Genomic DNA, 14,379 nt, shown 5'->3' with positions numbered 1-14,379 from the left:
CCGGCAGGCTGGGCCGGCGTTGCCCCGACTAGCCGGGGCCGGCAGGGCATTGGCGAGCGCTCCGGGCGGCGCGGTCTGTTGGCCGCGACGCCCGGGGACCTGTTTCATTCGGTGATCTGGATGCCCTCGTAGCTTTTGAGCGTCTCCGGGTCGGGTAGCTGCATCTGCAGGTACACCGCGAGATGGATGACCTTGCCGGCCGCGTCGAACTGGTAGGTCGTCGCGGAGTTGACGGCGCTGCTGAAGCTACCTACCGTGCTGCGTTCCTCGAGCTCCAGCAGAACCAGATCGCCGACTTCGGTGACCCGCCGGAACGAGCACTCCCACTCGGAGGAACGCGCCCACTGGGTCAGGAAGGCGGCGTACTCCGGCCAGTTCATGACCTCCTTGAACGGGCCGATCCGCTCGAAGGAGTCGACCGCGACCAGCTCGGCGATCGGCGCCCAGTTCTTCTCCGAGAATCCGGGATCCTTGCCGCCGTCGACGATCTTCTTCATGAGCTGGGTGTAGTCCAGGACGGCCCGGGAGAGACCCGTGTAGTCGTCGATGACCTCATCGAGATCGCGTAATGCTGGTGCCATTAGTCCTGCTCCGGAGTGAGGGTGGAGATTCGTGACAATGCTTTGTCGGGCGGTGAGGACCCGCGCTTGGCCCTGCCCGTCGAGAGGCGTCAGGATTCGGCGGCGGCCAGGTACCGGTCGAGGACGTGGTGGAATCTCGCGACCACCATCTCCTCGCGGGTGATCGTCTCGTGGGTCAGCCTGTTGTTGCGCAGGCCGGCCTGCTGGCGCTGCATCTGTTCGTAGTCCTGCTGCAGCGCCTCGAAGTAGGCGTAGCTGCCCGGCTCCTCGACGACGACCGGCTCCGCCTTCGCCAGCGCGGCCAGGTCCTCGGACAGGTACATGTAGCTGGCGACGCGCCAGACACACTTGTTCGGGTCACCGGAGGAGTGCGGGGTGGGCATGACGATGTGGCACTCGCCGGCGCGGACGGTCATGAAGAAGTTCGGGAACAGTACCCAGCCCTGGTTGTCGGTCATCTGGTTGTCCGTCAGCCCGCTGACGGACAACCCCATGCCGGTCAGGGTGTCGCGGGTCGCCCGCTGCAGCAGCGTGCGCGCCGTGACGCCTTCCGGGAAGACCAGCACCCCGTCGTCGCCGCGGTACTCGGCGACGAGTTCCTCGAAGCGTGGCAGCATCAACGGCACCGCGGGGAAGGTCTCGGGGAGCTTGCGGATTCCGGCGACCTGCTCCTCGGGGCCGAAGGTCTCGCCCCGGGGCACGTCGAACGGCGTGGTGGCCACGCCGTGGTCACCGAGGAACCAGTAGCGGCCCTTCTCGGGGTCCGGGTAGATCACGTTCAGCAGCTGCGGATGCACGCCCCAGAGGTGGTAGCCCTCCTGGAAGGCGTCCATGACGACCTTCCAGTTGCACTCCAGCGCCTCCTCGACGTCCATCACCGTCACGAACTGCTCCATGCGGTACGGCCGGAGCAGCTCCACCACCTCGGGACCGAGGTACTCCGCCAGCGGCTTCGCGTCCGGGTCCGGGTTGAGGAAGATGAACCCACCGAAGGTGTCCACCGGCACCGGCAGCAGCGAGACGTCGCTCTTGTCCACGCCGGAGCGGCCTTCGCGCAGGATGCCCCGGCAGTCGCCCTGCAGGTCGTAGGACCATAGGTGGTACTGGCAGAGGAACTGTCGCGAGTTGCCTTTGCGTTCGGCGCACAGCAGGTTGCCGCGGTGCCGGCAGGCGTTCACGAACCCGCGGATGATGTCGTCACGGCCGCGCACGATGATGAATGACTGGTCGAAGAGCTGGTAGGTCTTCCAGTCGCCGGCCTTCGCCAGTTCGTCCACCCGACCGACGACCTGCCAGGTCTTCATCCAGATCAGGTCCCGCTCGTGGGCGGCGATCTGGGGCGATGTGTACCGCTCGGTCGTGATCTTCCAGGACAGGTCGCCGGCCTCGCAGTCGAGGCCGGACAGGCCGAGCTCGGCATCATCGAGCCAGTCTCCTGGCAGGGTCGGTCGTGTTGCCTCGATCGTCATCAGTCCGTTCTCCTCACGCAGGGGCGAGACAGCGGGTCGAAGGTGCTGTGGGGACCGCGCCGTGCGGCGCGGCGCAGACCGCGGGTCGCCAGCGACAGGGCTGGCCCACCGCGGCGGCGAGGCCGGCGCCGCGTCTCGGAGGCGGCGGGCGGGTACCGCGCCGATCAGGTCCATGCCAACGCCCAGCACTGGACCGATCGTGCGAGGTGCCTCAAATCAATCGTTTGATTAACGCGATGGTGCGCGCCACACTCGGGCACTGTCAAGCCGCGCTTCACCGACGAGAGGACCGACATGGCCTTCGAGGGGACCACCGCGATCGTGACGGGCGGGGCCTCGGGTCTCGGACTGGCGATCACCGAGGCGCTCGCCGCTCGCGGTACCAAGGTCGCCATCTTCGACATCCAGGCCGACCGGCTCGAAGCCGAAGTCGCGCGTCTGCGCGGACAAGGCGACACCGTCCGGGGCCACGTCGTCGACGTCTCGGATCGCGCCCAGGTGACCGGTGCCGTCGAGCAGACGCGCACCGAGCTGGGTCCAGTGCTGATCCTGGTGAGCAACGCCGGCGTCGTGCAGTTCGACCGATTCGAGTCGATCACGGACGACCTGTGGGAACGCGTCATGGCCGTCAACCTGCGCGGTCCCTACCTCGTTACCCAGGCCGTCCTGCCCGACATGCGCACGGCCAGGTGGGGCCGGATCGTGAACATCTCGTCATCCAGCTCTCAGGGCGGCCAGGAACGGATGGCCGCCTACGTGAGTTCCAAGGCCGGCCTCATCGGGCTCACCAAGGCGCTCGCCCTCGAGCTGGGCAAAGACGGAATCACGGTCAACACCATCCCCCCTGGCATGGTCGTGACACCGCAGCTACTCGGCGAGATCTCCAAGGGGAACTTCACGAACTCCCTCGACCACTTCGCCAAGCTCACCCCAGTACGACGAGCCGGCCGCCCCGAGGACATCGCGAACGCCACCGCATTTCTCTGTGACGACGCATCCTCCTACATCACCGGCCAGATCATCGGTGTCAACGGCGGGCGGCGAACCTAACCCCAGCCCAACGGGCCAGGCCCAACCGCGACGGAAAGCCCAAGGCCATCTCCCGCGCACCGCGCGATACCGAAAGTTCCATCCAAAGCTAGCGCCCTCCTGGGAGGCCGCCGAGGGGCGTTGAGGGCTGTAGCCGGTGGGAGTCCAGCCCCTGCCGCTGCCATCCGCGCGTCCTGCGCCGCAGCGGTCGTAGCCTCGGAGTATGGACCGCTCAGAACAGGCCGCCGCCGGCGTGGACGGTCTGGCCGGTGAGCGAGCGGGCGGCGTCGGAGGCGAGGAACGCGACGATGTCGGCGATGTCGTCGGGTTCGCCCAGCCGGCGCAGTGGGTTCTGCGCGGCGATCTGCGTAACTACAGCCGGTGGTTGGCCGGCGGCCAAGGCCTCGGTCCGGGTCGCGCCGGGCAGCACGCTGTTCACGGTGATTCCGCGCGGCCCGAGCTCCCTCGCGAGGACGCGGACGAGCTCGTCGCCCGCAGCTTTGCTCGCGGCGTAGGCGGTTGCCGGACGTGGATGGGCCGGTCAACGCCGCAGGACGGATCGACCCGAGGGCGGAGTCGCCGTCGCGGACACGCTTGACCGCGACGTTGATCTGCCCGGACAGTGTCGAGGTGGGCGCGCCCGAACCTGACCCCGCGATCGAGCTCGGCGCCGCCATCCACGCCGGTGACCTCGACGCCGTCCGCCGCCTCGTCGCCGCCACGCCCCAGTTGGTCAGCGGCCCGCTCGGGGGGCCGTTCAAGACCCGCACCGCTTTGCACGTCGTGGCCGACTGGCCGGGCTACTTCCCCAACGGCCCGCAGATCGTTCGCCTGCTGCTGGCGGCGGGCGCTGACCCCGACGGCCGTAGCCCTGGCGAGGAGACCCCGCTGCACTGGGCGGCCAGCAGCGATGACGCCGACGTCGCCGCTGCCCTGATCGACGGCGGCGCAGACCTGGAAACCCCGGACGGATCGATCGGTAGCCCGCTGGACAACGCGATCGGCTACGGCTGCTGGCACGTCGCGGCCCTGCTCGTCGCCCGCGGCGCCCGCGTCGCCCGCGTCGAGAAGCTCTGGCACGCCGGCGCGCTCGGCAGGCTCGACCGCGTCCAGGAGCTGCTCGACACGGCCAACCCGACCGCCGAGCAGATCTCGCAGGCCTTCTGGCACGCCTGCGCCGCAGGCCAACGCCGAACCGCCGAGAAGCTCCTCGCCGCAGGCGCCGATCCGAACTGGGTGCCCGACTACGCGGCAGGCACCCCCCTCGACGCCGCACACGACCGCGGCACCCGCCGAGACAACCTGATCAGCTGGCTTCAGGAACGCGGCGCCCAGCCGGCAACCAGCCCCCAGAACTAGCCATGAATCTCCGGCAGGATCGGCCACGCGGACAGCGCTCGTGTACTCGTAGTCACCGTCCGGACCCATCGGCCGGGGACCACTATCGATACGAGCCGACACTCGGCCCGAGTACCTGCACCTTTAGGACCCGCATCACGCTTGGTCGAGGTGTCGAACCTATTTGCCCAGGTCAGAAGCTCGCGGTGCTCTGTAGTGGGCCGTCGGGGACTCGAAATCTGAAGGCGCGGATACAGCTAAGGGCAATGCTGGCGGCCAGGCTCAAGCGCGGAATCGTCATCTGGCCGACCGGGCCATGTCGGAGCCAACACCCCGGAGGGCACGGACCTGCGGCAGTCTGCCGGCAGCAAACCGCAGGTGGAGATCGCTATCGCGCGCTTGTGGCTTCGAGGATGGATTTCGACCATTAAATCGATCAATGTATTTGACCTGCGCAAATAGCCACACAAAGATCATTTAAGCGTGCCCCCGGCGGGAATCGGACCTGCGGCCCAGCGCTCAGGCGGCGTCGGGCCAGTAGCCGCGGGATCGGAGGTGGTCGACGGCCAGGGTGGCGCAGCGGCGGACGTGCTCCTCGCTGATCCGGGCCGCGGCCAGCACGTCGCCCGCGTCGATTGCGCCGAGCATCTGCTCCCGGTAGGTGGCCTCGTGCGGGGCCCAGCCGGGCGCGTCGAAATAGAAGCTGCCCTGCAGCGCGCCGCCGAGGAACCGCAGGATCGTGTCGAGACGCGGTGACCGCCCCGCGTTCGCGATCAGGTGGAAGAACCGGCGGTCGAGGTCCCGCACGCGGGTCAGGTCGGTGGTCGCGGCGATCTCCTGGTCCAGCCGGCGCAGCTCGTCGATCTGGGCCGGGGTCAGCCGCTTGACCGCCCGCTTCGCCGTCATCGCCGACACGAGCGCCACCACCTCGTAGTGGTCCTCGATGTCCTCGACCGTCACTGCGGCGACGAAAGCGCCGCGGCGCGGTATCGCGTCGACGAAGCCCTTCTGCGCCAGCTCGATGAGGGCCTCGCGGACCGGGGCCCGGCTGATCCCGAGCGTGTCCGCGACCTGGTCCTGGTCGATCTTGCTGTGCGGCGGGAGTGCCCCGGAGACGATCGCGTCGCGGATGAATCTCGCGGCCTCGTCCTTGAGGTTGCCGTAGGGGCGCCGACCCGAGGCGAGCCTCGGGTCGGCGTCATGGGTGCTCACGGCTGGCTCGCCGCCCGGTCAGCCGGCGTCGCCGACGCGCCGGGCCGAGGCGGCCCGAACACGGCGGTGGGCCCGGTCGGGGCCGTTGCCACCGATGTCCTCATCTCCGTCACGACAGAATGTCCGTCACGACAGATCTCCGTCACGACAAGGCGGGGTAGTCGCTCGACTCGGCAATGTCGGCCGCCTCCCGCATGTACTTGACCACATAGCCGCCGAAGTCCTCGAGCTTGGGATCGCCGTTCGCCCGCTGGTAGCCCTGCTCGAGGACGATCGCGAGTTTCCATTTTGCCAGTACCAGGTAGTAGTCGAAGTCGTCGACCTGCCGCCCCGAGCGCTCCGCGTAGAAGTCCAGCAGCTTGGCGCGGCCCGGCATGCCGACCAGGAACTCGTTGTCCGACGGACCGTCCGGGGTCTCCGGCCAGCTGTGCAACGCCCAGGCGACGTCCACCTTCGGGTCGCCGACCGTGCCCATCTCCCAGTCGAGGATGGCCGCGAGCCGGCCGGGCGCGCCGTGGCGGAACATCACGTTGGGAAACTGGTAGTCGCCGTGCATGACGCCCGGCACGAAGTCGAGCGGCCGGTGCACGGCCAGCCAGGCCGTCGCCTCGTCCAGCCCGGGGATCTCCCTGGCCCGGATGCGCTGGTAGAAGCGGGTCCACCGCTCGACCTGCCGGTCGTGGTAGCCGTCCGGCCGGCCCAGGTCGCCGAGGCCGCGAGCCCGCCAGTCGACGGCGCCCATCCGCACGATGCCCTCGATCAGCTCGTACGCCAGCTGGTCGCGGGCGGCGCGGTCGTTCTCGAACGGCGCCGGCCACCAGCCCGGCGTGTTCATCACCGACCAGCCGTCGACGACGTCCATCAGGTAGAACGGGCGCCCGAGCACGGTCGGGTCCGGGCAGGCGGCGATGGCGTCGGCGACCGGCACGTCGGTCCCGGTCAGCGCCTCGATCAGCCGCCACTCCCGCAGGATGCCGGCATCGCGCTCGGCCGGGGCGGCCGCGGGCGGCCGGCGCAGCGCGGCCGCGAAGTCGCCCCGGCGGATCTCGAAGATCTCGTTCTGCCGCCCGCCGGACAGTAGCCGCGCCTCGACCGGCAGCCCGCTCCCTGGCAGGTCGAGCGTGTCCAGCCAGGTCCCCAGCGCGGCGACGTCGATGGTCGACGTCTCACTGGTCTGGTCCACGGTCACGGTGTCTCGGGTTCGCTCCGTCGCTTCACTCATCGCCCCCCCATTCGTCGCATCCGCGCCGAACCGGGACCCTGCTCGCGGCCGTCCTCCTCCGTCGGACGACCACTCCGCTCGCTCATCGCCCCCCGGACATGCTCCGCATGCCCGGGGACCCCGCTCGCGCTCACGCGTCCACCTCGTCGGCGTCGAGGAACTCGGCCCACTTCTTGCGGGCAGCCTCCTGCCGCTGCGGCAGCCACGCGGTCGGCCACATGCCCTCGGCCGGCTTGCCCTGCGCGAGCACCGCGCGGGCGACCGTGAGGCGGTGGACCTCGGTCGGGCCGTCGGCGAGGCCGAGGATCATCGAGCCGGAGAACCACTCGTTCAGCGGCAGGTCGCTCGTCGTCCCCAGCGCGCCGTGCACCTGCAGCGCCCGCTGGGTGATGTTGTGCATGACCTGCGGGGTCAGCACCTTCACCGCGGCGATGTCGTGGCGGACCGCCTGGTAGTCCTTCATCTTGTCGATGCGCCAGGCGACGTAGAGCACGAAGAGCCGGAACTGCATCAGCTCGGCGTAGGAGTCGGCGACGTAGTTCTGGACCGACTGCTTCTTCGCGAGCACGCTGCCCCGGGTCTCGCGGCTCAGCGCCCGCTCGACCATCATGTCCAGCGCCCGGCGGGCCTGGCTGACCGTGCGCATCGCGTGGTGGATCCGGCCGCCGCCGAGCCGGGTCTGGCTGATCGCGAACGCCTGGCCCTCGCCGCCGAGGATGTTCGCGGCCGGCACGCGCACGTCGGTGAAGCGCACGAGGCCGTGCGTGCCCTCGCCGACCGGCTCGTGGCCGAACAGCGCCATGTTGCGCTCGATGACGATGCCCGGCGTCTCCTTCGGCACGATGAACATCGACGCGCCGCGGTGGATGTCGACGTCCGGGCTCGTGACGGCCATGACGATGTAGAACGCGGCCCACTTGGCGTGCGAGGCGAAGAACTTCAGGCCGTTGATCACCCACTCGTCGCCCTCGAGGACGGCCTGGGTGGTGAAGACCCGGGGGTCGGAGCCGCCCTGCGGCTCGGTCATCGCGAAGCACGAGACGATGTCGCCGTCCAGCAGCGGCTTCAGGTAAAGCCGCTTCTGCTCCTCGGTGCCGTAGTGGGCGAGGATCTCAGCGTTGCCGGTGTCGGGCGCCGCCGTACCGAAGATGACCGGTCCCCAGGCGGCCCGCCCGATGATCTCGTTCAGCAGCGCCAGCTTCACCTGGCCGTAGCCGGGGCCACCGAGCTCGGGGCCGAGGTGGCAGGCCCACAGGCCCTGGTCACGCACCTGCTGCTTCAGCGGGCCGGCGATCTTTCCGATGGTCGGGTCGATCGGGCGCTCGAACACCCGGTGCCGCCAGAGCGCGTCCAGCGGCTCGACCTCTTCCCGGACGAACCTCTCGGCCCAGTCGAGCTTCTCCTGGAACTCGGGCTCGGTCTCGAACTCCCACACGTAGCGCCTCCGTGGTCGGCCACTGTCGCACGTCACAAGATCCGCGATCTCGGCATCCGCGCTGGTCAGGTCTCTGCCAGCCAGATCCGGACTCGCCGGATCTAAAGTAGCAAGTCTCAAGTCGAAAATATATTATTTGCCCATGACGTCCGACGTGGGCCCTCCGCCCCGCCCCTTGCCGGCGCTCGACGATCTCAACGGCTTCTTCTGGACCGCCGGCCGGGACGGCGTCCTGCGGATCCAGCGCTGCGGGGACTGCGCGTCTCTGGTGCACCCGCCGCAGCCGGTCTGCTGCTACTGCCACTCGGAGCGTCTCGACCCGGCCGAGGTCAGCGGGCTCGGCACGGTCGTCGGCACCACCGTCAACCACCAGCCGTGGGAGCCGGCGTTCCCACCGCCGTTCGTCGTCGCGTGGGTGGCCCTCGATGACGACCCTCGGGTGCGGCTGGTGACGAACCTGGTCGACGTCGCGCTCGACGAGGCCGCGGTCGGGATGCGGGTGCGGGTCCGGTTTGAGCCGGCGGAGGACGTCTGGCTTCCCGTGTTCGCGCCGGTCCGGGACGACGCCGGCACTGTGGTCTGGGATCTGCCCGACGACCCGATCTCCCCGGCCGAGCACGCCGGCCAGATCCGGCCGATGGCGCGGACCGACAAGTTCGAGGACCGGGTGGCGATCACCGGGATCGGGATGTCCCCGGTCGGGCGCCGGCTCATGCTGCCGCCGATCACGCTCGCCGTCGCCGCGGCCAAGGCCGCCGTGGCGGACGCCGGTCTGGAGCTGTCCGACATCGACGGGCTCTCGACGTATCCGGGCGGCGAGATCCTCGGCGGCTTCACCGAGGGTGGCGTGACCGCGGTCGCGGACGCCCTCGGCATCCGGCCGACCTGGTACAACGGCGGCTCGGAGACCTTCGGCCCGGGCGGCGCCGTCGTCTCCGCGATGCTCGCCGTCGCCAGCGGGCTGGCCCGTCACGTCCTGTGCTTCCGCACGGTGTGGCAGGCGACGTACGCCGCGCGGGCGCGGGCGGCCAACCCCGGCGGGGGCAGCCCCTACGGCATCGGCCGGGTCGGGCGGGTGGAAGGGGCGCAGGGCTACGTCGCGCCGTACGGGGTCGGCTCGGTCGCGATCAACCTGGCGATGATCGCCTCGAACTACTTCCACCGCTACGGTGCGACGCGCGAGGCGCTCGGCTGGATCGCGATCAACCAGCGCGCGAACGCGGCGCTCAACCCGCACGCGGTCTACCGCGAGCCGCTGACGATGGACGACTACCTCGGCGCCCGGATGATCACGACCCCGTTCGGGCTCTACGACTGCGACGTCCCGATGGACGGGAGCCTCGCCTGCGTCGTCTCCGCGATCGAGACGACGCCCGACCTGGCTAAGCCCCCGGTTCTGGTGGAGGCGGTCGGCACCCAGACGACCGAGCGGTTCCTCTGGCACCAGAGCACGATGAGCCACGAACCGCAGACGCTCGGGCCCTCGGCCCACCTGTGGTCGCGCACCTCGCTGCGGCCGGCCGACGTCCAGGCGGCCGAGCTGTACGACGGGTTCAGCTTCAACTGCCTCTCCTGGCTGGAGGCGCTGGGGTTCTGCGGCATCGGCGAGGCGGCCGACTTCGTGACCGGTGGCCACAACATCGCCCGCAAGGGCGGGGTCGTCGCGCTGAACACCCACGGAGGCCAGCTCTCGGCCGGCCGCACCCACGGCATGGGAATGATCCACGAGGCCGTGGTCCAGCTGCGCGGTGAGGGCGGAGCCCGCCAGGTCGACGGCTGCTCGGCCGTCGCCGTCAGCACCGGTGGGCTCGCCCCCGCCGGCGCGATCCTGCTGCGGAGGTCCTAGATGGATCAGTCCTGTCCATTACCCCTGCACGCGGGCGACCTCTACCACGCCTGCGTCGTGATCGAGGACCTGCGCGCCTCGATGGAGCAGCTCACCCGGCTGGCCGGCTACCGCTGGATGCCGGTGATCGAGCATCTGACCGACGTCTGGACCCCGGCGGGGGAGTCGGCAGTGCCGCTGCGGATGGTCTACTCGCTGGACGAGCCGCGTCTGGAACTGATCGAGCAGGTCCCGGGCACGACCTGGATGCCGGCGCCGGGAGGCGGCCTCCACCACGTCGGCTACTTCGTGGACGACCTCGTCGCGTCGTCCCGGGCGCTGGCCGAGGCCGGCCTGCCGTTGGAGACCTGCGGGTCTGGCCCGACCCGGCCGAGCGGGTTCGCATACCACTCGACCGGCACCGGGTTGCGGATCGAAGTGGTCAACCGCTCGGTGCTGAGCGACATGCAGGTGCTGCTCGCCGCGACGCCGGCCGACGTCCACGAGGCGGACGCATGACCGCGACCGGACCCAAGCCGGCGGGTGTTCGTCGGCGTCGCGGCTCAGCCCGGCAGGAGGCGGGCGCATGAAGGCGGTCCGCAACGCGCCGCCAGGTGTCGAGGTGGTCGAGGTCGAGGAACCGACCGGCGACGGTGAGCTGGTCAAGGTGGCCGCGGTCAGCATCTGCGCCTCGGACTTCCTCTACCTGCGCTACGGGAGCCAGCAGATCGCCGGCCACGAGATCGCCGGAGTCCTCGCCGACGGCACCCCCGTCGCGGTCGAGGCCATCACCGGGTGCGGGCACTGCGCGCACTGCGCCGACGGCGACTACCAGTTCTGCGCGAACCTGTTGGAGACCGCGCTCGGGATGACCGCGCCCGGCGGGATGTGCGAGTACTTCCTGGCCCCGCGCCGCGCGTTGCTGAAGCTGCCCGCCGGGCTCGCGGTCCGCGACGCCTGCCTGGTCGAGCCCGGGTCGGTCGCCTGGCACGCCTGCCGGCTCGGTGGGGTCGGGCCCGGCAGCCGGGTCGCGGTCGTCGGCGCCGGCGCGATCGGCATCCTCGCCGCCGCCGCGGCCCAGGCCCTGGGCGCCGTCGAGGTGGCCGTCGAGGCTCGCCACCCGCACCAGCACGCGGCACGGGAGCGGCTCGGCGCCGGTGAGCCCCGAGGGTTCTACGACGTGGTCATCGAGACCGGCGGCAGCGAGGCCGCCCTGCACCGGGCGATCGAGCTGGCCCGGCAGCGGGGAACCGTGGTCTACGTCGGGATCTTCGAGGACGTGGCACTGCCGCACTCGAAACTGGCGCTGAAGGAGGTCGCGTTGCGGCCCTCGCTCGGCTACAGCGGCAGCCTCGACGGCCGGCGCGAGTTCGCAGAGGTCGCCGACCTCCTGGTCGCCCGCCCCGAGCTACCCGAGCTGCTGATCACGGGCCGCTACCCGATCGACGACGCTCCCGCCGCCTTCGAGGCAGCCCGCGACAGATCCAAGGGCACCTTCCGCGTCGTCGTCGAGCCCTGATCGGTCCTGCCCTGGCCGCCGGCCGTCCAGCCTGCCCCCCGCCCTCGCCGTCCAGCCTGACCCCCACCCTCATCGTCGGGCCTGACCGCCGGCCCGCCGCGCCAGCCAGCCGGATCTGGCCCGCCGGCCACTCGGCGCCCCGCTTGGCCATGGCTCGTAGCCGCTGGTGCCCGAGCCGGCCGGCTCCGGCTCAGCCATCCGAGGCCACGAGAGGCGGCGGCTCGCGAGGGCGCGGGGACCTCGGCGCGGCCTGAAGTCACCAGATCGCGGGGCGGACTGGGCGATGACCCGGCTTGACCCTCCGGTTACCGGAGGGGTGAGGCTGGGGCCATGTTCGAGCCAGCCCACGTCGTGCCGATCGGTGAGTTCTCGCGGCTGACCTATCTGAGCGTGAAGACGCTGCATCACTACCACGAGGTCGGCCTACTGGACCCGGCCTCGATCGACCCGTCGACCGGCTACCGGCGCTACTCGCTGGACCAGGTGGGACGCGCGCACCTGATCCGGCGCCTGCGCGACCTGGACATGCCGGTGGCCGACGTGCGTGCCGTCCTGCTCGCCCCCGATGAAGCATCGCGGGACGCCACCCTGCGGGCGCACCTCGAACGGATGGAGGCCGAGCTCGCCCGAACGCGGGCCGTCGTCGCCTCGCTGCGCGAGCTGCTCTCGCCCGCGCCGCCGCTCGCGGTGACCTTCCTGGACCTGCCGGCACAGCCGGTCTTCGCCCTGCGCGCGGTCGTCGACGCGGCCTCCGCCGGCCAGTGGTACGACGACGCCCGGCTTCGCCTCGACGCCGCGCTCGGCCAGGCCGGCGTGCGCGCGGCCGGTCCGCACGGATCGACGTGGGCGCACGAGTACTTCGAGGACGAGCGCGGGGAGGTCGTCGCCTTCGTGCCGGTGCCGGCCGGGGCCCGATCGGGTGCGGCGGACGGGGTAGCGAGCACCGAGCTTCCCGGCGGGCGGTTCGCCGTCGCGGAACACCTCGGCGGGTTCGACGACTTCGACCGGACGTACGGCGCCCTCGGCAGCCACGTCGTCCGCCACGCGGTCGGGCTCTCGGACCCGATCCGCGAGTTCTACCGCGTCGGCCCGGCCGACGTCGCCGACCCGTCCGCGTACCGCACCGACGTCTACTGGCCCGTCCAGGCCGCCTGACCTGTCCAGGCCGCCTGACCCGTCTGGCCTACCCCGTCTGTCTGGCCGGTCCGGGCAGCCAGCTCACCTGGCTGGGTCCAGCCGCCGACTGAGCCCGCCCGAACATCAGCCGACCGGTCAGTCTGGCCGCGGCTGCTGACCTGACCAGCCGTTCCGGCTTGGCCAGCCTTTGGCCTGGCCAGGTGGACCGGCCTGGTCAGGTGCTCCCGAACGCCCAGGCCGCCTGGTCTGGCCGCGCCATGCCCGAACGAAGGGAATCCCCGATGTCACTCGCCATTGCCAGCGTCGTCGTCGACTGCTCCGACGCCCTCGCTCTCGCCCGCTTCTGGTCCGAGCTGCTCGGCGCGCCGATCGACGACGGCGCCAGCTCCGACTGGGCCACGGTCGCCGCGACACCCCCGATCGGCTTCGCCCGCGTCCCGGACCGGACCCCTGGCAAGAACGCGCTGCACCTCGACCTGGCCGCGGCCGACCCGGTTGCCGAGGTCGACCGGGCGATCGGCCTCGGCGCGAAGCGGGTGGCCGACCATTCGGTCTGGACGACCCTCGCCGACCCCGAGGGCAACCTGTTCGACATAGTCGGCGCCTGATGGGCCCCGGCGTGGATACGCCACCGGGCGTATCCACGCCGGATTCCCTACCCAGACGCGGATCTTGGCTCGGCGTCGAGCCCCCGGTCGGTCATGATTGCGAATTGCGCAGGGAAAAAAGGTGCAAACCAGGGCACGGAACGCCCGTTTCCCTACGCAGTTCTCGATCATGGAGTTCGGGGGTGAAGTAGGCCGCCCGTGATCGCGAGTTGGGTAGGGAAACGGGCGTTGAAGCGTGATCCACGAGAGGACCTCGACGAGGCCGCCGACCCCGAAGGCAACCTCTGCGACATCGTCGGCGCCTGACGAGGCCGCGCCGTTCGGCGCGGGGCTTGATCGCCGTCTCGGCCCTCGGGTGGCTGCGATCGCGGCTGTTTCACGACCAGTTGAGGGCGGAGACGGCGATCAAATCGATGTTGGTGAGCGCCGAGGTCAGTCGCTGGCGGGCAGGGGGCGGGCTTCCTTGAGGACGAGCTGCTCGGCGCCGATGGCCAGGGAGGTCGTGCCGGCCTTGGTCACCAGGATCTCCAGGCCGGTGTCGGCGAGGGTGTAGCGCTTGCCCTGCAGCGTCCCGCCGATGGCGCTGGCCAGCGCGGTCAGGCCGGGGCTCGGGTCGGCCTTGATGTCGACCACCGGGTGGCCGCCGCAGGTCAGCTCGACGTCCCCGGGAATCGGGCGCACGACGACGAGCTCGGTGGCATCGACCTGGCTACGGAGCCGGGCGCCGCTCTTGATCTGCAACGTTGTCTCTCCTCATCGATGAACGGCATCTGGTCGTGAACGACACCGGCGTCGAACGGCACCGGCGCCGAACGGCACCGGGTGGCGGGACCGGGATGGCGGTACAGACGCGCCCGCCCGCGGCGCGGCGGGGGGGCCGGGGGGGGGGGGGGGGGGGCGCGGGGGCGGGGGGCCGGGGCGCCGCGCCACCGCCTGGCTGGCGAGCGCGCAGCCGGCGTCGACGTCGCCCAGGTCGATCTGCACGCCCGCGCGGCGCAGCAGGT

13 protein-coding genes and 1 pseudogene are annotated in these 14,379 nt (G+C 70.7%); 7 read left to right on the top strand and 7 right to left on the bottom strand.

The annotated features are described in order from the left end of the window. Positions 1-104: 104 nt before the first annotated feature. Both I6A60_RS23020 and I6A60_RS23015 read right to left on the bottom strand, forming a co-directional pair. On the bottom strand, positions 105-581 hold the full coding sequence (locus tag I6A60_RS23020; RefSeq protein ID WP_203022870.1) for a hypothetical protein: 477 nt from the start codon (positions 579-581) through the stop codon (positions 105-107). An 89-nt stretch (positions 582-670) separates the two neighbouring features. Next, positions 671-2,050, bottom strand: coding sequence for an SRPBCC family protein (locus I6A60_RS23015; RefSeq protein ID WP_203022871.1), 1,380 nt, complete (start codon positions 2,048-2,050; stop codon positions 671-673). 294 nt (positions 2,051-2,344) lie between these two features. Here I6A60_RS23015 and I6A60_RS23010 point away from each other — a divergent pair, with 294 nt between their 5' ends. Continuing rightward, positions 2,345-3,100, top strand: a complete 756-nt coding sequence (locus I6A60_RS23010) for an SDR family NAD(P)-dependent oxidoreductase (protein ID WP_203022872.1) — start codon at positions 2,345-2,347, stop codon at positions 3,098-3,100. 211 nt (positions 3,101-3,311) lie between these two features. Here I6A60_RS23010 and I6A60_RS23005 read toward each other — a convergent pair. Beyond that, positions 3,312-3,608, bottom strand: a pseudogene (locus I6A60_RS23005) (SDR family oxidoreductase); the annotation flags it as partial. Positions 3,609-3,673: 65 nt separating this feature from the next. Between I6A60_RS23005 and I6A60_RS23000 the strand changes: the two are divergent. Beyond that, on the top strand, positions 3,674-4,438 hold the full coding sequence (locus I6A60_RS23000) for an ankyrin repeat domain-containing protein (RefSeq protein ID WP_238436030.1): 765 nt from the start codon (positions 3,674-3,676) through the stop codon (positions 4,436-4,438). 498 nt (positions 4,439-4,936) lie between these two features. Here the strand turns inward: I6A60_RS23000 and I6A60_RS42910 are convergent, their stop codons facing one another. From I6A60_RS42910 to I6A60_RS22985, 3 genes are all read right to left on the bottom strand, one after another. Continuing rightward, on the bottom strand, positions 4,937-5,629 hold the full coding sequence (locus I6A60_RS42910; protein ID WP_203022873.1) for a GntR family transcriptional regulator: 693 nt from the start codon (positions 5,627-5,629) through the stop codon (positions 4,937-4,939). A gap of 142 nt (positions 5,630-5,771) precedes the next feature. Continuing rightward, positions 5,772-6,851, bottom strand: coding sequence for a phosphotransferase family protein (locus tag I6A60_RS22990; protein ID WP_203022874.1), 1,080 nt, complete (start codon positions 6,849-6,851; stop codon positions 5,772-5,774). A 130-nt stretch (positions 6,852-6,981) separates the two neighbouring features. Further along, on the bottom strand, positions 6,982-8,286 hold the full coding sequence (locus I6A60_RS22985; RefSeq protein WP_203022875.1) for an acyl-CoA dehydrogenase family protein: 1,305 nt from the start codon (positions 8,284-8,286) through the stop codon (positions 6,982-6,984). 142 nt (positions 8,287-8,428) lie between these two features. On the opposite strand from I6A60_RS22985, the gene I6A60_RS22980 reads away from it, so the two are divergent. The 5 genes from I6A60_RS22980 to I6A60_RS22960 all read left to right on the top strand — a co-directional run bounded on the left by I6A60_RS22980 (position 8,429) and on the right by I6A60_RS22960 (position 13,375). After that, entirely contained in the window at positions 8,429-10,132 is a 1,704-nt protein-coding gene (locus I6A60_RS22980; RefSeq protein ID WP_203022876.1) for an OB-fold domain-containing protein, read from the top strand. Further along, a complete protein-coding gene (locus I6A60_RS22975; RefSeq protein ID WP_203022877.1) occupies positions 10,133-10,630 on the top strand; it encodes a VOC family protein in 498 nt (165 codons plus the stop codon). A gap of 67 nt (positions 10,631-10,697) precedes the next feature. Beyond that, on the top strand, positions 10,698-11,630 hold the full coding sequence (locus I6A60_RS22970; protein ID WP_203022878.1) for a zinc-binding dehydrogenase: 933 nt from the start codon (positions 10,698-10,700) through the stop codon (positions 11,628-11,630). Positions 11,631-11,960: 330 nt separating this feature from the next. After that, on the top strand, positions 11,961-12,785 hold the full coding sequence (locus I6A60_RS22965; RefSeq protein ID WP_203022879.1) for a MerR family transcriptional regulator: 825 nt from the start codon (positions 11,961-11,963) through the stop codon (positions 12,783-12,785). A gap of 263 nt (positions 12,786-13,048) precedes the next feature. After that, entirely contained in the window at positions 13,049-13,375 is a 327-nt protein-coding gene (locus tag I6A60_RS22960; protein ID WP_203022880.1) for a VOC family protein, read from the top strand. A 432-nt stretch (positions 13,376-13,807) separates the two neighbouring features. On the opposite strand, the gene I6A60_RS22955 is transcribed toward I6A60_RS22960, so the two are convergent. Then, positions 13,808-14,116 (bottom strand): hypothetical protein, encoded by a 309-nt coding sequence (locus tag I6A60_RS22955; protein ID WP_203022881.1) that lies wholly within the window; start codon positions 14,114-14,116, stop codon positions 13,808-13,810. Positions 14,117-14,379: the final 263 nt, after the last annotated feature.

Origin of the sequence: Frankia sp. AgB1.9, from assembly GCF_016786355.1 — a bacterium.
Lineage (GTDB): Bacteria > Actinomycetota > Actinomycetes > Frankiales > Frankiaceae > Pseudofrankia.
This window is presented reverse-complemented; position numbering and strand designations above follow the sequence as displayed.